The organism is Paenibacillus sp. FSL R7-0179, from assembly GCF_038002265.1.
GTDB lineage: Bacteria > Bacillota > Bacilli > Paenibacillales > Paenibacillaceae > Paenibacillus_AQ.
In genome coordinates, this window is the sequence record NZ_JBBOCC010000002.1 from 378,929 (window position 1) to 397,391 (window position 18,463).

Annotated in this window: 19 protein-coding genes; 16 read left to right on the forward strand and 3 right to left on the reverse strand. The window is 53.5% G+C overall.

Features of this window, described 5'->3' with window-relative positions; genetic code table 11:
- Nucleotides 1-266 precede the first annotated feature (266 nt).
- Complete coding sequence (locus MKX63_RS18375; protein WP_341019106.1) at nucleotides 267-1,181, forward strand: GNAT family N-acetyltransferase; 915 nt, start codon at nucleotides 267-269, stop codon at nucleotides 1,179-1,181.
- Between the two features lie 114 nt (nucleotides 1,182-1,295).
- Here MKX63_RS18375 and MKX63_RS18380 read toward each other — a convergent pair whose 3' ends face one another.
- Nucleotides 1,296-2,267 carry an S-layer homology domain-containing protein gene (locus MKX63_RS18380; RefSeq protein WP_341019109.1) on the reverse strand — a complete coding sequence of 324 codons (972 nt, stop codon included), beginning with the start codon at nucleotides 2,265-2,267 and terminating at the stop codon, nucleotides 1,296-1,298.
- Between the two features lie 404 nt (nucleotides 2,268-2,671).
- Between MKX63_RS18380 and MKX63_RS18385 the strand changes: the two genes are divergently transcribed.
- From MKX63_RS18385 to MKX63_RS18400, 4 genes are read left to right on the forward strand one after another with little or no spacing between them, the layout of a single operon-like run.
- The gene (locus MKX63_RS18385) at nucleotides 2,672-4,306 is read left to right on the forward strand and encodes an ABC transporter substrate-binding protein (protein ID WP_341019111.1); all 1,635 of its coding nucleotides are present in this window, start codon (nucleotides 2,672-2,674) and stop codon (nucleotides 4,304-4,306) included.
- A 28-nt stretch (nucleotides 4,307-4,334) separates the two neighbouring features.
- Complete coding sequence (locus MKX63_RS18390; protein WP_445323525.1) at nucleotides 4,335-5,288, forward strand: ABC transporter permease; 954 nt, start codon at nucleotides 4,335-4,337, stop codon at nucleotides 5,286-5,288.
- A gap of 12 nt (nucleotides 5,289-5,300) precedes the next feature.
- Nucleotides 5,301-6,230, forward strand: coding sequence for a carbohydrate ABC transporter permease (locus MKX63_RS18395; RefSeq protein ID WP_341019113.1), 930 nt, complete (start codon nucleotides 5,301-5,303; stop codon nucleotides 6,228-6,230).
- Nucleotides 6,231-6,285: 55 nt separating this feature from the next.
- Nucleotides 6,286-7,221, forward strand: coding sequence for an AraC family transcriptional regulator (locus MKX63_RS18400; RefSeq protein WP_341019114.1), 936 nt, complete (start codon nucleotides 6,286-6,288; stop codon nucleotides 7,219-7,221).
- A 338-nt stretch (nucleotides 7,222-7,559) separates the two neighbouring features.
- On the opposite strand, the gene MKX63_RS18405 is transcribed toward MKX63_RS18400, so the two are convergent.
- Nucleotides 7,560-8,519, reverse strand: a complete 960-nt coding sequence (locus MKX63_RS18405; protein WP_341019115.1) for an S-layer homology domain-containing protein — start codon at nucleotides 8,517-8,519, stop codon at nucleotides 7,560-7,562.
- A gap of 113 nt (nucleotides 8,520-8,632) precedes the next feature.
- Entirely contained in the window at nucleotides 8,633-9,472 is an 840-nt protein-coding gene (locus MKX63_RS18410) for an aldo/keto reductase (protein WP_341019116.1), read from the reverse strand.
- A gap of 737 nt (nucleotides 9,473-10,209) precedes the next feature.
- On the opposite strand from MKX63_RS18410, the gene MKX63_RS18415 reads away from it, so the two are divergent.
- The 11 genes from MKX63_RS18415 to MKX63_RS18465 all read left to right on the forward strand — a co-directional run bounded on the left by MKX63_RS18415 (nucleotide 10,210) and on the right by MKX63_RS18465 (nucleotide 18,456).
- Nucleotides 10,210-10,827: a winged helix-turn-helix domain-containing protein gene (locus tag MKX63_RS18415; protein ID WP_341019118.1), complete on the forward strand. Its 618-nt coding sequence runs from the start codon at nucleotides 10,210-10,212 to the stop codon at nucleotides 10,825-10,827.
- A gap of 169 nt (nucleotides 10,828-10,996) precedes the next feature.
- On the forward strand, nucleotides 10,997-11,452 hold the full coding sequence (locus MKX63_RS18420; protein WP_341019120.1) for an SRPBCC family protein: 456 nt from the start codon (nucleotides 10,997-10,999) through the stop codon (nucleotides 11,450-11,452).
- A gap of 20 nt (nucleotides 11,453-11,472) precedes the next feature.
- On the forward strand, nucleotides 11,473-12,783 hold the full coding sequence (locus MKX63_RS18425) for a beta-ketoacyl-[acyl-carrier-protein] synthase family protein (protein ID WP_341019122.1): 1,311 nt from the start codon (nucleotides 11,473-11,475) through the stop codon (nucleotides 12,781-12,783).
- Nucleotides 12,780-14,027 (forward strand): beta-ketoacyl-[acyl-carrier-protein] synthase family protein, encoded by a 1,248-nt coding sequence (locus MKX63_RS18430; protein ID WP_341019124.1) that lies wholly within the window; start codon nucleotides 12,780-12,782, stop codon nucleotides 14,025-14,027. Before MKX63_RS18425 ends, MKX63_RS18430 begins: the two co-directional genes overlap by 4 nt.
- 74 nt (nucleotides 14,028-14,101) lie before the next feature.
- Entirely contained in the window at nucleotides 14,102-14,320 is a 219-nt protein-coding gene (locus tag MKX63_RS18435; protein WP_341019126.1) for a phosphopantetheine-binding protein, read from the forward strand.
- Nucleotides 14,317-14,697 (forward strand): holo-ACP synthase, encoded by a 381-nt coding sequence (acpS, locus tag MKX63_RS18440; RefSeq protein ID WP_341019127.1) that lies wholly within the window; start codon nucleotides 14,317-14,319, stop codon nucleotides 14,695-14,697. The genes MKX63_RS18435 and acpS overlap by 4 nt, the downstream gene beginning before the upstream one ends.
- 20 nt (nucleotides 14,698-14,717) lie before the next feature.
- Nucleotides 14,718-15,917, forward strand: a complete 1,200-nt coding sequence (locus tag MKX63_RS18445; protein WP_341019128.1) for an MFS transporter — start codon at nucleotides 14,718-14,720, stop codon at nucleotides 15,915-15,917.
- Nucleotides 15,889-16,308, forward strand: a complete 420-nt coding sequence (locus MKX63_RS18450; RefSeq protein WP_341019130.1) for a cupin domain-containing protein — start codon at nucleotides 15,889-15,891, stop codon at nucleotides 16,306-16,308. The genes MKX63_RS18445 and MKX63_RS18450 overlap by 29 nt, the downstream gene beginning before the upstream one ends.
- A gap of 65 nt (nucleotides 16,309-16,373) precedes the next feature.
- Nucleotides 16,374-17,324 (forward strand): amidohydrolase family protein, encoded by a 951-nt coding sequence (locus tag MKX63_RS18455; RefSeq protein ID WP_341019131.1) that lies wholly within the window; start codon nucleotides 16,374-16,376, stop codon nucleotides 17,322-17,324.
- Between the two features lie 8 nt (nucleotides 17,325-17,332).
- Entirely contained in the window at nucleotides 17,333-18,094 is a 762-nt protein-coding gene (locus MKX63_RS18460; protein WP_341019133.1) for a cyclase family protein, read from the forward strand.
- Between the two features lie 53 nt (nucleotides 18,095-18,147).
- Nucleotides 18,148-18,456: a TIGR04076 family protein gene (locus MKX63_RS18465; protein WP_036697299.1), complete on the forward strand. Its 309-nt coding sequence runs from the start codon at nucleotides 18,148-18,150 to the stop codon at nucleotides 18,454-18,456.
- The last annotated feature ends 7 nt before the right edge of the window (nucleotides 18,457-18,463 follow it).

Sequence of the window (18,463 nt, forward strand, 5' to 3'; positions counted from 1 at the left end):
CATTAGCGTCTTCTGAGTCCGTTTTGACCGACAAAAGAGGCCTTTCAAAGCGGATAACGGCATCCTGGTCCGCCGCAAAGACCCAAGGATCAAAAACAAGCTGTGCTTTCCTTCATCAGGATGGCACAGTTTTTTGCGAAATGGCGCTTATGAATTTGAACTGGAGATTCAGCTAACCAGTATAAAACAACTATAGTTATTCAAGAACGGAAGTCCCCTGCCAGGCGGTGTTATGATGGACAGAAACAGAAGGCGGCGAATGGTAAATGAGCAACAGAGTGATTCGGCAGTTTGAAGAGAGGGATATGGCGGCGCTGGGCGCGATGTACGAGCAGGTGTCGGCGCAGGAGGATGTGCTGTTCTGGTGGGTGGGGGATGCAGATAATTGGGAGAATGTCTTCTGCGCTTATGAAGGGGAGCAGATGGTGGCCAAGGGCCAGCTGCAGCTCATTAATGTGGTGCCTCCGGGGCGCGCGGCCGAGAGTAAACATAAGATTTTTGTGAATCTGAAGACCTTGCCGGGACGGGAAAAGGATCTGGAGCTGCGTGACAGTGTCTACGCCCTTCTGCTGGAACGGGCACGGGTGCTGGAGCGTACGCTGCCCCCCGAATATGGGACCCTTCTGTGCACAGGCAATTATGCGGCGGAGGAGAGCTGCCATGCTTATTTCGCAGAGCATCTCGGTTACTTGCCGGATAGCCGCTTGTATACACTTCAGCGCGATCTTCGTGAATCCGTCCATCCGGTGGAGCTGGAGGAAGGCTTCGAATTGACCCATGTGCCTTTGGACTCACCGGAGCAGCGGGCGGCTTATCTGGAGCTGGAGGCGGAGATCTGGCCGGAGACCCCGCTTGGAATGGAGCGTCTGCTGGAATATCAGCAGCATCCGCTCTGGACATCGATGGTTGTGCGGGATGCAGGCCGGGTGGCAGGCAGTCTGATGGTCTGGCAGGAAGAGGAGCTTGGCATCATTGAAGATATATTTGTCTGCAAGCCCTGGAGAAGAAGAGGCATTGCCAAGGCGCTGCTGAATCATGCATTAATGTATCTTCAGGAAAAGGGTCTGGAGCAGGCGCAGCTGGTCGCATTAACCACGAATGATTGCGCACTGACCCTGTACCATTCAGCCGGTTTCCAGACTGGGCGCCAGGAGATCAGATACTCTAAGGAGCTGGACTGACGAACGCTCCCTGATTCATAGTGACTATACAATCACATATCACAAAAAGCGCACCAGCCAAATATCCGGTGGTGCGCTCTTTGTGATGCATCTCGTTAAGTGGAGGCTGTTCATTTACTTTATGACTCTGGAAGCAGCTGAGGTTGCTGAGCCAGGTGCAGCTTGGGCTACTGCGGTGTAGCCTTCCGGCAGATATGTGACGGCGGTGCCTGACGAGATGACCTGGGGGTTCATGGAACCGGGCTTCGGTGAGGTTACCTTGAAGTAGATCACTGCGGTTTTGTCAGCGCCGAACTCAATCCGCTCAATGACCAGGCCATATCCCGGGTTCGGCAGATTGGATACGGTCACCGTAGCTTTGTTGACACCAGCGGCAGCTTTGTCCAGTGTAACAGAGGCATCGTATGTGCCGGCCGGAGACGAAATGTTCTCGTCCATCATAATCACTTCCTTCACGAATTTGGCGGCATCGTAGACCAGGACAGCAGCTTCTGCACGGGTAACCGGCTCGTTCGGACGGAAGGTGTTGTTCTTCTCCAGCGTGACCAGTCCGGTGTTGATCAGAATCTGCAGGCTGTTCATCTCTGGTGCGGATAGCTTGCCGCCATCCGTAATGTTGGCATACATCTCCGTATATGCGAAGTCCCCTTTGTTCTGAAGCGCCTGAAGCAGCAATTGTGCGAACTGGACCCGTGTCATTACAGCATTAGGGTCAATAGAGCGCTCCAGCGGCAAGCCGCTTTCTTTGGCCTTCAGGAATGCGGAAGCATACCAGGCGGTGTTTTTTACATTGTCAAAATAATCGCTGGCCTTCTTGCCGGAGGGGCGCTGCGGAGCAAGCTTCAGGCCGCTTACCATGAACTGCACGCCTTGCGCATACGTAAGGCTGGACTTCGGCGCGAACTTGTCGCTGGTCACTCCGTTAAGGATGCCCTCCTGATGAAGGGCATTGATTTTGGCTTCAGCCGCATGGCCCTTCAGATCCGAGAAAGCGGAAGCCGGTGCTCCGAAAGCTACGGTTGCCGCCAGAATGCTGCAGGCCAGCGAGATTTTGGCCGTGCGCATCCGGGTTAATGTATTCTTCATTATACCTCACCTCTTATCCTCTTAGATGGGATTCCGGAGCAAAAGGTTGCAGCCTGTCACTCCATAGCTGGAATTATTATTCTCTATCCCGCCAGCGGTGATTCTCCGTTGTCCAAAACAATTCATCATGTGTCAATTTTCATCTACCGAAAGTCGAATCTTCGCCTGAATTCAGCTACTATTGCAGTCAAAAAGGTCAATATACGATGATTAAAAGGTAATATACGGTGAGACAGGGTGCAGAAGAAAAATTATAATAATGATAACGCTTTCGCGGATGGTCCGAAGAAGGAATGCTTGTATTCCCTGACTATTGGGACCTAGCAGTTTCACGTTTCCCGGCTAACAGAGCCTCGCTCTTAAGCATAAATCATTTATGAATTCCTACTAAGGGGGTAAGTCAAATGAGAAAAAAGAGTATTCTAGCTCTGGTGCTGGCAGGCTGTCTTGCAGGGCTATCACTCACAGGCTGCAGCAGTAAGGAGAACAGCTCGGATGTTGGGAACGACAGCAGCAACACGCCGGAGGGGAAGACGAAGCTGAAGGCGATTATCGTGAAGCATTCACTGACCAAAGATGTCACGCAAATGAAATGGCTCGCTGAAATAGAGGAGAAGGCGAATGTCGAAATTGAATGGCAGCAAATCTCTGCGGACTGGGACCAGAAGAAAAGTGCCCTGTTTGCCAGCGGTGAAATTCCGGATTTGCTGTTCAATGCGACCTCGAACTCTGATTTTGTGCAATTCAACGGATTGTTCGAGGATCTGGGCCCGCTGATTGAGAAGGACGCGCCTAATATTCAAAAGATGTTCAGTGAGCACCCGGAATTGAAAACGCTTGCTACACAGATTGACGGGAAGCTCTACGGCACTCCGCGTTATAAGGGCATCTGGCCCGGCTCCACCGCCTCGATGTTCATTAACAAAACCTGGCTCGACAATCTCGGCCTTCAGGTGCCTACAACCTGGGATGAGCTAGAGACGGTGCTGCTTGCCTTCCGCGATGGCGACCCGAATCAGAACGGGGACAAGACGGATGAGATTCCGATGGACTTCAACCCGCTCGGCTGGGATTTCACGCCGAAGCTGCTGCTGGGCAGCCTGGGGCTGCCGCTGTCCAACGGGGCAAGCGATGGCTATTTTACAGAAGGGGCACAGGTTAAGAATTTCTATGTAGATGAACGGTTCAAGACACTCATGCAATTCCTGCAGAAGCTGTACAGCCAGAACCTGATCAGCAAGGAAGTGGTTACGCAGGATTACTCCAAATACCAGTCCGTTGCCCGCGGGAATGGAACTACGGCCAAGGTCGGATTCACCTGGGGCTGGGAGACTGGAGACCGCTTCGGCAATGAGCTGAAGGATCAATATGTGACCCTGCCGCAGCTGAAGCAGCATGCAGATTCAACGGATGAGCTGTACTGGAGCAATGACTACTACTACCAGAATTACGGCTCCAATGCGGTGTCGGTCAGTGCCCGCTCCAAGAACAAGGAAGCTGCAATGCGGTTCATTGATGCTTTTTATGAGCCGGAGGTTAGTCTGCAGGTTTTGTTCGGCGGGATGAATGACACGGATAAGGGAATCAAGGATAACGGAGATGGCACGTATGCGATTCTTCCTCCGGCGGATGCTTCTCTGGACCCGGGTTCGTGGAAATGGACGAATTCGTTCGCGGACAACGGTCCGATGTACATTGCTGATACGCTGAAGGACAAGGTGACGCTTGGCTCGGATATGCAGAATGTGCTGAAGGAGAAGGCTGTCTATGATGAGCTGCTGAACAAGGCGGACGAGAAGAGCAATGTCTATCCGCAGAACTTCATGAAATACAGCACGGAGGACACCAACACCCTGGCAATGAATCAGGCGAACGTCAATAATATCACGGATCAAAAGTGGGCCAACTGGCTGACCACCAAGGTTGACATTGAGAAGGAGTGGGCTGCCTATGTCGCCTCCGTCAATAGCTCCGGTCTTGAGCAGAACCTGCAAATCCGCCAAAAGGCGTATGACGAATACCTCTCGACCTTGAAATAGTGGACTTGAATGGAAGGGGCGCTCCTAAATGAAACCAGCACAGACCACGGTGCCGCATCAGACGCTGCGGGGGAACGGATGGCTGCGTAAGCATGCCGGGCATTATCAGCTATGGCTGATGGTGCTTCCTGCGGTCATTTATATCGCTATTTTCTGCTATGGTCCGATGTATGGCATCCAGCTTGCTTTTCGTGAATTTGATTTCAGCAAAGGACTGACGGGCGGGGAATGGGCCGGGCTCAAATATTTCGAGCAGTATTTCAACAGCCCGATGTTCTGGCCTACGCTGCGGAATACGTTTATCATTGCTTTTTTCTCCATCCTGCTGGGCTTTCCGATGCCGATCCTGCTGGCGCTGGTGGTCAACTCGATCCGCAGCAATAGACGCAAGCGTATCCTGCAGACTACGGTGTATATGCCATACTTCATTTCCACTGTTGTACTGGTCGCACTATTGCAGATTATGCTGTCTCCTACCACCGGTCTGATTGACGGCTTCCTGAAGGCGCTGCACCTGATCCCTGCGGATACGAATCTTATTGGTGATCCCGGCGCCTTCGTTCCGGTGTATGTCATCTCTGCCATCTGGCAGGCCTGCGGCTGGAACAGCATTATCTTCATCGCCGCCCTGTCCTCGGTGGATGCGCAGCAGTATGACGCCGCCCGGATTGACGGGGCTAACCGCTGGCAGACGGTATGGCATGTCGAGATTCCGGCGATCCTGCCGACCATTATTATTTTATTGATTATGAATATGGGCAGCATACTCAGTGTAGGCTTCGAGAAGACTTTTCTTATGCAAAATAGTCTCAACAAGCCCGTCTCGGAGGTCATCTCTACGTATGTCTTCAATGTGGGCGTGAAATCCAACCAGTTCAGCTTCGGTTCAGCGGTCGGACTATTCAATACCCTGATTAACTTCACGTTCCTGATGCTGGCGAATGCACTGGCCAAAAAAACTTCAAAAATCAGCCTGATGTAAGGAGGAAATGGGATGTCAAACAGTCAAGCCGCTCATTCGCAAAAGATCAGGCATTCGGGCGGTATCGCAGACAGGCTGTATACGCTGGTGGTTGCGGTTATAAGCATCGCAGCGTTCATTATGGTCGCGTACCCGCTGTATTTCATCATCATAGCTTCCGTCAGCAACTCTACCATGGTGAATCAGGGGCAGGTTATTCTATGGCCCAAGGACATTAACCTGTACGGCTATGAGCAGATATTCAAGGACACCCGGATCTGGCAGGGGTATAAAAATACGATGATCTACACGGTGCTGGGCACGCTGCTCAATCTGCTGGTCACGCTTCCGGCGGCATATGCTTTGTCTCAGCGGAAGTTCCGGGCACGCAGGTTCATTATGCCGCTGTTCGTGATCACGATGTATTTTGGCGGGGGCATGATTCCTACCTATCTGCTTATCCGTGACCTGAATCTGCTGAATACGCCTTGGGTAATGATTGTGAACGGCGCCATTAGTGTATACAATCTGATTATTACAAGGACCTTCTTCGAGACCGCTATACCGGAGGAGCTGCATGAAGCGGCTACCCTGGACGGCTGCTCTCACTTCCGCTACTTCATCTCGGTGGTGGTTCCGCTGTCCAAGGCGGTGATCTCCGTCATCACGCTCTATTATGTGGTGGGTCACTGGAACGACTTCTTCAACGCCCTGCTCTATATCAATACGGATAGCTTACAGCCGCTGCAGATCGTCCTGCGCAATATTCTGTTATCCAATCAGGCGTTCGCGGGCGGAGCCGGATCAGGTGCGGGTGCCGGTGCGGGCAGCTATGCCCAGCAGTTCGCGGATCAGATCAAATATGCGGTCATTATCGTATCGACGGTGCCGGTGCTGATTATCTATCCGTTTATCCAGAAGTACTTCGAGAAGGGTGTAATGATCGGAGCGGTGAAGGGCTGAGTGCAGAGCTGACGCTGCGTGCAGTATCCGGTGGGCCGGGAGGGAGGGAACCTCAGTGAGAAAAAGTCTTGAACTGCTCGATTCCATCGGCGAACCCGTATCCCAGGATATGAAGGAAAAGCTTATTCATGGCAGCAGACAATTCCGCATGAGTGTGCATGTAACCAAGGTATCTAAGGTAAATAATCTGGTGCTGTATTCCCACTGGCATGAGGAGCTGGAGCTGCTGTTCATGATTAAGGGCACGGCCAAGTTTCATGTAGGACAGGAGAAGCTGGTCGTCCAGAGCGGAGAGGCGGTCTTCATTCAGCCCAATATGCTGCATTCGGCGATCCGCGTGGATCAGGAGGAGATTATTTTCTGCGCGGTGCTGGTGCATTTCAATTTCCTCTCCAGCCTGGAGAGAGATAAGATTCAGCAGCAGTTCGTATCCCCGCTCTTCCTTGATAACCGGCGTTATCCGCTGCTGATCGGGCGGGAGCTGGAGGAGAAGCTGCGGCTTATTCCATTGCTGGAGGAGGTGCGGGATCTCTATCAGCAGGAATCGCACGGCTATGAGATGCTGATTAAGGCCAGGCTGTTCGAGGTGCTGTACCGGCTGGAGAAGTGTGCGGCTGAGCATCCGCGGGCAGGACTGCCCGGGCAGTCCCGGGGCGGCAACAGCTCGATGCTGGCCAAAAAAACGCTGGCCTACGTCCAGCAGAACTACAGCAAGCGGATCACGCTCTCGGATATGGCTCAGCAGGTCAATATGAGCCCGTCGTACTTTTGTCGGTTCATGAAGAAGCAGTTCGACCTGTCCCCGATGGACTTCCTGAACGAATACCGGATCTCGGAGGCGGTCAGCCTGCTGGAGACCACGGATAAGAAGATCATGGAGATCTCCGGGATGACCGGCTTCAGCAATGTGAACCGGTTCACGGAGATGTTCAAGAAAACCTACGGCTGCCGCCCGATGGATTACCGGAACCGGCTGCGGCAGAGTAAGTAGACATAAAGCAAGAAGAAGCTCTGCCTAAAAGCCATGAAAAGCCTGCTAGATCAACGTGGGCACTTGGGTGGACGCTCCGCGAACGGACCGTTGTTCCAATCGCTGTGCTCTCCAGATTTTTTTCATTCCCCTATACGGTGAAAATCCGGAGACCAAGGCGACCGCTGACGCTTTTACGCGGGTCGTTCCGTCCTCTCCGCTGTTTAAGCGGTATACGAAATACCCAACCCTAATAGACAGAAAGCAGCGATTCTCTAATAACGGAGAATCGCTGCTTTTGCAACGTTTAAAGTTTTAAGGAATTTATCTACCTTTAGATAAAGAGTAGATAGAGAAGCTTACTTCGCTGGAGCCGATGGCTCAAGCCAGCGCGAATCCATTACAGGCTCAGCTGTTGCAGTGTAGCCTGCGGGCAGGTACGTGGATACTGAGCCTTTGGTAATCACCTGTGGATACATTTTATCCGGGTCAGGCAGGGTTACCTTGAAGTAGATTACCGCTGTAGTGGCGCTGGTGAATTCGATACGCTCTACTGTCAGGCCGTAACCGGGATTAGGCAGATTGTCAACGGTGATAGTGGCTTTGTTGACGCCTTCCGCGGCTTTGTCCAGAACTACATCAGAGACATAATTGTTAGCCGGAACCGGCTCCGGCTCGGAAGGCTCATTGCCCGGATTGTTCGGCGTAATCACCCGGTCGGCGAATTCAGCGGCATCATGGATCATGACAGCGGCTTCAGCGCGGGTAATCGCATCGGACGGACGGAATTTTCCGTTATCCAGTGTGAGCACCTTCGTGTTCAGCAGCACCTGCAGGCTGTAATTCACCTCTGGAGTAAGCTTATCGCCATCCTCAATCATAAAGAACATCTTAGTTACCGGGAAATTGCCCTTGCTTTGTAAGGCTTGTGTCAATAGATGGGCGAATTCTGCACGGGTCATCGGTGCATTCGGGTTAATATCCTTTGCCAGCGTCAGGCCGCTCTGCTTCGCAAGGGCGAAGGAGGAGGCATACCAGGCATTATCTTTTACATTGTCAAAAAGCTGGCTGGCCTTAGTACTGCTGTCGGAACCGGCTTTCGGTGCAAGCGCCAATCCTTTTACAAGGAACTGTACGGCTTGCGCATTCGTCACTTTGGCATTGGGGGCAAACAGGTCATTCGTAATTCCGTTAATTACACCGGCGCTATGGAGTGAATTGATCTTGGTTTCGGCTGAATTTCCCTTGAGGTCCGAAAAGGCAAATGCGGACGCTCCGAAGGATAAACTGGCAGCCAGGATTCCGCACGCGATGCTCATTTTTTTTGCGTGCTTCGTTAGATTAGTTGGTTTCATTGTGCATCACCTCTATATACTCAGATGGTTCTTTACGGTGAAAAGTTGCAGTTGTCCGGAAAATTAATATAAAAATATCAGGACAACGGGATAAACCGGGTGGACCACAGGTATAGTTTATTTTGCGGATCGGTAAATCCTCTTTTATTCTGGTCCAGGGCTGCGATTCTCTTCATCTCTTCATCGGACAGGGAGAAATCAAACAGCTCCAGATTCTGTTTCAGCCTGGCAGGTGTAACCGACTTCGGAATCACAGCGATATCCCGCTGAAGGTTCCATCTCAGGATGACTTGCGCCGCTGTCTTACCATACCTCTCAGCCATTTCGGTGAGCACAGGATGGGTAAGCATCTCCGAGTTACCGTGTCCAAAAGGGCTCCACGCGACATGCTGGATACCGTGCCCCCTCATATAGTCATGAAGCGGCCCTTGCTGGAGCAGCGGGTTCGTCTGAATTTGATTCACTGCGGGGACAATCGTCCCCTGCTTCATGACCTTGTCCAGATGCTCCGGCTCAAAATTGGACACCCCGATCGCCCGGATCTTGCCCTCCTTGTATAAAGACTCCAGGACGTGCCAGCTTTCCAGATAGTGCTTGGCCGGCCAGTGGATCAGGTAGAGGTCAACATAATCCGTTTGGAGCTTCTGCAAGCTTTCTTCAAAAGCTTTACGGGTCTTTCGCCCCAGGTCCGTGCTCCATACTTTGGTTGTAATAAAGAGCTCGCTTCGGGGTACACCCGATTTCTGAATAGCCCTGGCTATCAGCTCCTCGTTGCGGTAAGCTGCGGCCGTGTCCAGATGCCGGTACCCGCTGCGGAGCGCCCATAGTAAAGCGTCTTCATTATTGTCTTTGATGTTGTACACACCGAGTCCCACCTTTGGCATCTGGACTCCGTTATTCAAAACGAAATGTTCCATTTCGTATCATCCTTTCTTTTTGAGCGTTCGGATAACCATCCCTCTTGGTCAACGATTATAGCATAAGAAGGCAACGAATTATCATTGGGAAAGAAAATCGAGACAGATGCACTAGAATCTATTTGGAAGCCTTTTTTACTGCATTCTATTGTACAAAATACACTTGCTACCGTTCCAGTGCTTACAGCATCCGAATAACGGTGTCGTGGCCCGTGTCCCAATTAAGTTACCAGCAATATGCTCAAGTGTATTCTGTACAACTAAATCGTCCAGTTTAGCGCCTAATTTCCATTTAGTTGTAAAACGTACACTTAAAATACCCTCTGCGCCGGAATTCCTCCGATATGTGCAGATTTAGTTGTACCAAATACAGTTAGAAGAGGAAATCCTTCTTAAACAGGGTTTTTAAGTGTACCGAATACAACTATCCCAGAGTGTGCGCGTTGAGGAGGAGCGGCAGCGGCCGGAAGTCCACATCTTATCTGATAGAGTAAATCAAACGCACACACTGCCAAACTTTGAACTTGTTCATTTTTTGAATAAGAAACTATGATATTTTTCCTTTTTAATCCCATAAAATACTATATTATAGGAGATGTATTCTTGGGAAACCGAGCTTATTTGAGAAGAATGGGATTGGAGAGAAGTTCATGCGTGTTGCGCTGGTGTGTTGTGCAGATTCCACAGAGCCTTGTGAGGATTGCAGGTTTAAGAATGTTCATTCTTTTTTTTCACAGGTGTACGGTTGTAAGGTATTGCATTTCAAGGAGCTGGAGGCGCTTGTCGATATTGTGAAGGAAGGCCTCCGGCTCGATGGTGTAGTGATTAGCACCCCTGATTTCAACCCGGGCTTCATTCACACGATGCAGTACCTGCAGCAGATGCTAACGCTGAGAATATTCTTCATTGTAGAGGAGATCAGCACGCACGGTACCCCTGTTCCCTTTCCTTCCAATCATATGTATATCAGCAGCTTCGAGCGCTACGGCTTCCAGGAGGAATTATTCAGCCGGTTGCGCTGCTGGTTCGACGAAGGACTGGGCCTCCCCGCACACCACACCAGACAAATCAAGGATATCGCCCTTCATCTGCACTCCAAATCCCTGAAGGTCGGAGAATTCGTCATTGAGCTTACCTGTAAAGAGTTCGAACTCCTGGATCTGCTGCTGGAATGCCAAGGCCAGTACATCCCCACCGAGCAGATTCTGCACCAGCTGTGGGACAGGTATACATCCCCTGAGATTGTGAGGCAGTACGTATACAAGCTGAGGCACAAAATTGAGATCATCTCCGGACGAAGCGACATTATCCTGTTTCGCCGGGGGATCGGATATTCGGTGAATCAATTGATCTGACAGAGTCCTGTCAGGTCTTTTTTTGCCCGGAAAATACCTGCTGTACTCTACCGTCTCCCCTCAGAAATGTACAATAACTGTAAATTAACGCAAGCTTAACAGCCGGGTTATGTCCCCTTCCGGGCTTAGGCGTTACGATGTCATTAATACGAATGGGGAGGCAGATGAAGTGGCAACGATTCAGAACAGTATCTGGATTCACGCAGACCGGATCACCGTATTTGAGCGGACGAATGATATTGCGCACTGGACAGATTTATTCACGGAATACAAGGAGACGCGGGTGCTGGAGCAAGGGGACGCCTACATCCGGTTTGAGCTGACGACACATCCCGAGGGGAACCGGCCCTCGCGCACATGGGAATCGGAACGCTGGCTGGACCGGCCGAACTTCCGGATTACAGCCAGACGCCTTGCGCCGCTGCTGCCGTTCAAGCATATGAATCTGGAATGGCTCTATGAGGAGCAGGACGAAGGAACATACATGACCTGGATTCAGGAATTCGAGGTAGATCCGGCAAGCGGGCTGACCGGGGAGCAGGTGGAAGCGCATCTGAACCGTACGACCAAGGAGCAGATGGCAGCGATCAAGCACAATATCGAGCAGCAAACGGTTCGGAGCTGAGGGCTTACATGGAGAAGGTGATGGGAAAAAGAGTTGTAATCACCGGCATGGGGCTGCTTACCCCGCTGGGGAATACGCTGGAGCAGTTCTGGAGGAACAGCCTGCAGGCCAAGGTGGGATATGACCGCTTGCAGGGCTATGAGCATATGGCGCTGAAAAGCCGCGTTACCGGCACAATACCGCAGTTTGAGCATTTGGGCCGGACAGCCGATGAAACGCAGCGGGCAGGCATGGGGCGGCCGGGGATTCTGGCGGTCAATGCTGCGATAAGGGCGGTTGCCGATGCGGGGCTTGTGTTCACGAAGGAGCTGCGGGAGCGTTCCGGGGTCTGCATCGCCAATGCGATTGCTGATACCCCGTTCTCGGAGCGGACCTTTCTGCGGATGACGGAGGGCGGGAAGGGGCCAATTGATCATGGACTCTGTCAGGAGGATTTGTACCGCAAGGGCATGTTCTCTTACATTGCCTTCGAAGTAGCGCATGAGTTCGGACTTCAGGGAGAGGCGCTGGTCATGTCTACGGGCTGCACGGGCGGCATTGATGCGGCCGGATATGGATATGAGTCGATTACAGCCGGGGAACATGACGTAATGATCTGCGGCGCAGCGGAAGCACCGATCAGCTCCATGACCATTTCCTCCTTCGATGCTATCGGTGCGTTGACCTCCAAGTTCAACGATGATCCGCAGCGGGCTTCGCGGCCTTTTGAGAAGAACCGCAGCGGCTTCGTGCTCAGTGAGGGCTGTGCTGTTGTGGTGCTGGAGGAGCTGGAGCATGCGCTCCGGCGGCAGGCGCCGATCTATGGCGAGGTGACCGGATTCGCAAGTACCAATAACGCTTTTCATATGACCGATCTGCCGCAGGACGGGGATGCGCTCAGTCTTACGATGAACGAGGCGCTGGGCTACGCGGGCCTTTCAGCGGAGGACATTCAATATATCAACGCGCATGGAAGCTCGACTCCGCAGAATGATGCTTTTGAGACCGCCGCTTATAAAAGGACGTTCGGAGAGCTCGCCTACTCCATCCCGATCAGCTCCACGAAATCGATGGTAGGCCATCCGCTCTCGGCCGCGAGTGCCATTGAGATTGTTCACTGCCTGCTGGCCTTGAACGAGGGCTATATCCCGCCAACCGCCAATCTGGACGAGCCGGACCCGGCCTGTGATTTGAATTATGTGCCGAAAGAGGCGATCCAGCGTGACTTGTACCATATTCTGACCAATGCCAGCGGATTCTCCGGCATTCACTCCGCCATGATCCTGGCAGCGAACGAATACAGTAATCAGGCGGGCAAGCTTCAGACTGAACAATGGATGTGCAGCCTATGAAGAATACAGTATTCGTAACCGGAGTAGGAATGGTGGGGCCGTGCGGGAATAGTGCCGGGGCCTTCTGGGAGGGACTCCTGAGCGGCCGCAATTATATGACTCCGCTCCCGCTTGAGCATACCACCGGAGCCGCCCCTCCCTTCGCGGGACAAGTCAGCGGGATGGAGCCGGAGCGGGTCATCTCCAAGCGTCTGCTCAAGAAATGCTCCCGCTTCTCTCTGATGTCGATCCTGGCTGCGAAGGATGCCATGGATGATGCGCACTGGGAGCTGAATCAGATGAGCCCCGAACGGATCGGTATCTTCGTCGGCAACAATTCCGGGGGCTGGGAGAGTGCCAGAAATGGCCTGCGTGTCCTGCACACCGAGGGGGCGCCCTTCATTGATCCGAACCTGGCGAGCAACTGGTTCCCGGCGGCGGCACAAGGGCATATGTCCCTCGCCTTCGGCATCAAAGGCTACAGCAAGACTGTGATCGCCGACCGGAGCAGCGGTCTGCTCGCCATTGCCTATGCAGCCAGAGCCATCCGCAGCGGGGTCATCGATGCGGCCATCGTGGGCGGAGCAGAGACGCCGCTTGATCCGTGGGCGTTGTCCTTCTATAACACGGAGGGGCTGCTGAATCTGAACGCGGATCGCCCGCAGACGGCATACCGGCCGTTCGTGGAGGGGCGCAGCGGGCTGGCCCTGGGCGAAGGAGCTGCGTTCCTCTGCCTGGAATCGGAGCGAAGCCTCCAGAAGCGCGAGGCATCCCGCCGGGTGCGGGCGAGCATCCAGGGCTTCGGCTTCACGAACGACGGCCAGGCTGCAGCCCCGCCTGAGGAGAGTGAAGCGCAGTGTGCCCGGGCAATCCGGCTGGCCATTAAGCATTCGGAGACGCAGCCGGAGAGAATCGGCTATCTGTCGCTGGATGGGGCGGCTTCCGCCCGCGAAGACGGAATTGAATGCTCGGCCATTCAGGAGGTATTCGGCAGCAGTGCAGAAGCCAAGTGGGCGGGCTGCCCCAAGACCGTCTTCGGCAACACGATTGGAGCGGCAGGGGCGTTCGATGTCGCACTGAGCGTACTGGCCATGAATCACGGAGAGCTGCCAGGTCTTCCGTATCTGACGGAATCGGTGCAGGACAATGGCTTGAACTTCGTTCCGGGAATCAGCCGCCGGACCGCTGTGGAGTCTTCGCTGATTCTGTCCAGAGGGAGGGGTGGTGTCTCATCGGCACTGGTTGTGAACAAGGAAGAGCTCTGAACCGTGAGCTGTAAATCGTGAATTGCAAAGCAAGAAGCGTAAGGCCCATTAACTCTAACGGGAGGGTATATCTAATGGTATTCGAGAAGGTAAAAGCAATCATTGAGGATATTGGTATTGAGGACGAGATTATTGAATCATCGCGGCTCTATGACGATCTGGCTTTGGATTCTACAGAGCTGGCGCTGGTCTCTACAGCACTATCCAAGGCTTTCGGCATCTTCATTGAGAGCCGGGTGCTCAAGACTTATTCTGTAGCGCAAGTGATGGAAGCCGTTGCCTTGAAGGCATGATCAGAGGAATCGGCATGGATCTGGTCAGCATCAGCTTCGTGGAGCAGATGCTGGCCAAGTGCGGTGAACTCTTCATCCAGCAGTACTATTCATTGGAAGAAAGGGAACTGTTCGCCTGTAAAAAAAGACATGCGGAACAGTTCCTGGCCGGCAGATTCGCCGCTAAAGAAGCGCTGCTGAAGGCCATCGGCACCGGAATGAACTGTGAGCTGGACTGGAAGGAGCTGGAGTTCCTGAGCCTTCCCAGCGGCCAGCCCTATCTGGTCCGCAGCCGAAGACTGGAGTCTTATATACAGCAGCAGGAGAGCATCCACGTAAGCATTAGTCATCACGGTGATTATGCTGCTGCATTCATCATTATTGAGAGCAGTCAATGACTGTGAGGAGGACGAATCACATGAGCAACAACAAAATATTCACACTACTCGCCATCAATATTCTGCTTGTATTCTCTATTATGGTCAGCATCTTCCCGATCGCACCCCTGATCAGCAGTGATCTCGGCATGACCTCCGGTGAGATTGGAAGCATAGCGGGGATTGCCTCGCTGGTGATGACCTTTCTGTCGATTCCATCCGGCGTGTTCGCGGACCGCTACGGGCGGAAGAAGATTATTATCGCTTCCCTGGCCCTGTCGGCCGTGGCCGTATTCATGGTAGCTGCAGCCCACGGAGTTCTGTTGTTCACAGCGGGGTGGCTGCTGTTCGGCTTCGCCAGAGGCTTCGTGTCCACACCGATCTTCGCGGTGGTGATGGATGTGTGCAAGCCCGAGGAGCGGGGCCGGGCGATGGGCATTGTGTCCGGGGCGATTGGTGCCGGGTCGGTGCTGGGGTATGTGCTTAGCGGCCTGCTGAGCAATTATTTCGGCTGGCATACCTCCTTCGCGGTGCTGGCTTCCCTGCTGCTGCTGTCCACGCTGGTTACCACAGTGCTGCTGAGGGAGACCGGGGTGAAGAATACAAGCAGAAGCATCGGGCAAGCCTTCAAAAGCTCCTTCAAATGGCTGGGCGTCCGTGAAATCCTGCTGGCGGGGATTGTCGGAACTCTGTGCTTCATGGTAGGTGTCTTCACCACCTTCCTGGTGCCGTTCGCGGCTAAGGAACAGGATATCTCCCTGGTGCTGCTCAGCTTGCTCTTCATTCCGTATGAAGCAGTAGCCTCGTTCGGAGCAGTTCTCGTTGGCTGGATCTCGGACAAGGTAGGCAGACATGCACCGCTGATCTGGGCCCAGTCGATCTGTGTGGGAGCGCTTGTGCTGCTGTATGCACTTGACTTCAACCCTTGGCTGCTAACCTTCGGGTATGCCTTGATCGGACTTACGGAAGGGCCGATTATTACTCTGGTCAACACGATTATTACGGATAAGGTCATCAAAATTAATCCGATGGAGATGGGCGCGGCCTTGGGAACCTTCCGGACCCTTCAGGGGGTCGGGATTGCGCTGGGGTCTACACTTGGCGGATTCTTCTACAGCCGGATTGGAACACATCCCAGCTATCTGGTGGCCGCCGGACTGATGGTGCTGACGCTGCTGATCTCACTAAGCCTTGGCAAGAAGGAAGAAGCCGGTGTCACCGAATATAAATCTGCGGGATAAGGGGTGCAGTATGAACCAGGTCTACACGAAAACAGTGGTCCATATGGAAGAGGTGCCGGTGGTTTATGCCAGAGGAGGACAGATGCGTGTGCTGGCGAGTCCGAATACTGTCGGGTCCACCCAGCTGATCATGGGCCATGTCCTGCTCCAGCCGGGAGAAGAGATCAAGGAGCATCTTCATGATTACGGCGAAGAGAATGTCTATGTCGTCCGGGGCCGGGGAACGGCGTTCATCGAGGATATTCCGCACGCTATCCGGGAGAATAGCCTGTTCATTGCGCGGAAGGGTGAGCGGCACCGGGTGGTCAATGAGGGTCCGGGCGAGCTGGAGCTGGTCTTCGCCACGGCGCCGCTGGCCCCCAGGCCGGAGATCGGGCACAGAGAGGTCTAGCCTCCCGGCCTTGCAATACCAATTCTAAGCAAAGTGGTGAGAAGACAAACGTGAAGAGCGATCTTGTGATTGTTGATACCCATGCCCATTTCGCCGTCAAGGAGAATAAGAGCCTGGAGCTTAGTCTGGCCGGAGCCGGGACGGTCCCGGATTACAAGAAGCAGAAGGGCTTCGATGATTTGCAGTATTTGAAAAAGATGGTGGGGGCCACGCAGGAGGACTTCGTCGATGACAACAATCTGCTGGAGGATTACCTCGCCTGTATGGACGAGAATCAGATTGCCATGAGCTGGGTTCACCAGCTGAGCTTCGAGGATGTCTACGGCTATGAGGTGTTGTCCAATGAGAAAATCGCCGAGGCTGTCCGCGCCCACCCCGACAAGCTGCGCGGCTTCGCCAGCGTCAATCCCTATAAGGGGAAGGAAGCGCTGGCGGAGCTGGATTATGCCATTAAGACGCTGGGCATGCAGGGCTTCAAGCTGAACCCCAATGATTACGGGGGCTTTGTCCTGAATGACCGGGATTTGCTCTATCCGCTGTATGAGCGGTGCAGCGAGCTGGGCGTTCCGGTCAGCGTGCATACCGGGATTACGCCGGGCAGTATTTTTCGGATGAAGCATAATTACCCGATTCTGCTGGATGATGTTGCTGTGGATTTCCCCGACCTGACCTTGATTGTGGAGCATATGGGCCATCCCTGGAATGACCTGTGCTACTACATGGTCGGCAGACACGACAATATGTATGTGACGATCACGGCGGTAGCCAATATCCTGATTCACAATAACCCTAAGGTATTCCGGATGGAGCTGGCCAAAATGATCTCGGTCTGCGGCAGCCACAAGATCCTCTGGGGCTCGGACTGGACAGTCACTCCGAACATTGCCGAGGTGCTGAATTACATGCAGAAGGTAGTGATCCCGCTGCCCATGAAGCTGATGATGGGGGTGAAGGAGATCAAGCGGGAGGATGTCCAGAACATCCTGGGGCGTAACGCACTCAGAATTATGAAGTAGGTGAGGACATGGCAGTTCAGTTCATTGATTTAAGCGTGCCGATGGAGCAGAATCCGGGCGAGCTGGCCCCGTACGCGTTCGAGCAGACCGGACATCAGGAGGGGGCAGACCGCTTTGCCCGCCAATTTGACGGGAGCCGGAAGGACTTTCCGGGCGAAGAGTTCCTGAACATGGAGATGATCACCGCGTCCACGCATACCGGGACCCACTTCGATGCCCCCCTGCACTTCGGCTCCATGAGCGGGGGAGAACCGGCAGCATCCATCGATGAGGTGCCGCTGGAATGGTGCTTCGGCGACGGGGTGGTGCTGGATTTCACCCATATCCAAGCGGGCGGAGCTATCGGGAAGCAGGATATTGTGCAGGCGCTTGAGCGGATCGGATATACGCTGAAGCCGCTGGATATTGTGCTGATCCGTACAGGTGCGGACCGGTACTGGGGAACTCCCCGGTATCTCACAGATTATCCGGGTATGAGCAGGGAGGCTACGGCATTCCTGACCGGGCAAGGCATCAGGCTAATAGGTATCGACAGCTACGGGTTCGACCGTCCGTTCAAGCATATGATCAGCGATTATAAGCGGACCGGGGACAACGCCTATCTGTTCCCCGCTCACTTCTGGGGCAGAGAACAGACGTATTGCCACATGGAGCGCCTTACGAATCTGGAGCAGATTCCGGTGCCGTACGGGTTCAAGGTGGCTTGCTTTCCGGTCAAGATCAGATCAGCCGGTGCGGCCTGGGTACGGGCAGTGGCGATTATTGAGTAGGCTATTACAGGTCAAGTGAAACGAATCACATAATCCAAGAGGAGGAATTAGGGATGAATTATGAATTTGAGCTTAAGGTTACGGGCGTTAAAGGGCATTGCCGGGCAGGTCATAAGGAAGGGGATATTATGAAGGTCTCCCCGCTGAACGCAGGCAATCTGTGCGGAACGGCCTTTCATGCGGTCTTCCCGATGCTGCTGGCGCTGAACATGGATGCGAAGCTCCCGTGGGACCCGGAGGGCAACATTGTACATTCGGCCTGCCCGGATCTGCGTAACCAGATGACGATGGAAATCCGCCGGATTCCGGTGGAGCCGTCTGAGGATTCCCCTTATGCCGGACGGATGCTGCAATCCAAATGAAGGGAGG

Bases quoted from the DNA above. Each gene is read 5' to 3' on its own strand.
- MKX63_RS18375 (WP_341019106.1), top strand. From the start codon at position 267: ATGAGCAACAGAGTGATTCGGCAGTTTGAAGAGAGGGATATGGCGGCG.
- MKX63_RS18380 (WP_341019109.1), bottom strand. From the start codon at position 2,267: ATGAAGAATACATTAACCCGGATGCGCACGGCCAAAATCTCGCTGGCC.
- MKX63_RS18385 (WP_341019111.1), top strand. From the start codon at position 2,672: ATGAGAAAAAAGAGTATTCTAGCTCTGGTGCTGGCAGGCTGTCTTGCA.
- MKX63_RS18390 (WP_445323525.1), top strand. From the start codon at position 4,335: ATGAAACCAGCACAGACCACGGTGCCGCATCAGACGCTGCGGGGGAAC.
- MKX63_RS18395 (WP_341019113.1), top strand. From the start codon at position 5,301: ATGTCAAACAGTCAAGCCGCTCATTCGCAAAAGATCAGGCATTCGGGC.
- MKX63_RS18405 (WP_341019115.1), bottom strand. From the start codon at position 8,519: ATGAGCATCGCGTGCGGAATCCTGGCTGCCAGTTTATCCTTCGGAGCG.
- MKX63_RS18410 (WP_341019116.1), bottom strand. From the start codon at position 9,472: ATGGAACATTTCGTTTTGAATAACGGAGTCCAGATGCCAAAGGTGGGA.
- MKX63_RS18425 (WP_341019122.1), top strand. From the start codon at position 11,473: ATGGGAAAAAGAGTTGTAATCACCGGCATGGGGCTGCTTACCCCGCTG.
- MKX63_RS18430 (WP_341019124.1), top strand. From the start codon at position 12,780: ATGAAGAATACAGTATTCGTAACCGGAGTAGGAATGGTGGGGCCGTGC.
- MKX63_RS18435 (WP_341019126.1), top strand. From the start codon at position 14,102: ATGGTATTCGAGAAGGTAAAAGCAATCATTGAGGATATTGGTATTGAG.
- acpS (WP_341019127.1), top strand. From the start codon at position 14,317: ATGATCAGAGGAATCGGCATGGATCTGGTCAGCATCAGCTTCGTGGAG.
- MKX63_RS18445 (WP_341019128.1), top strand. From the start codon at position 14,718: ATGAGCAACAACAAAATATTCACACTACTCGCCATCAATATTCTGCTT.
- MKX63_RS18460 (WP_341019133.1), top strand. From the start codon at position 17,333: ATGGCAGTTCAGTTCATTGATTTAAGCGTGCCGATGGAGCAGAATCCG.
- MKX63_RS18465 (WP_036697299.1), top strand. From the start codon at position 18,148: ATGAATTATGAATTTGAGCTTAAGGTTACGGGCGTTAAAGGGCATTGC.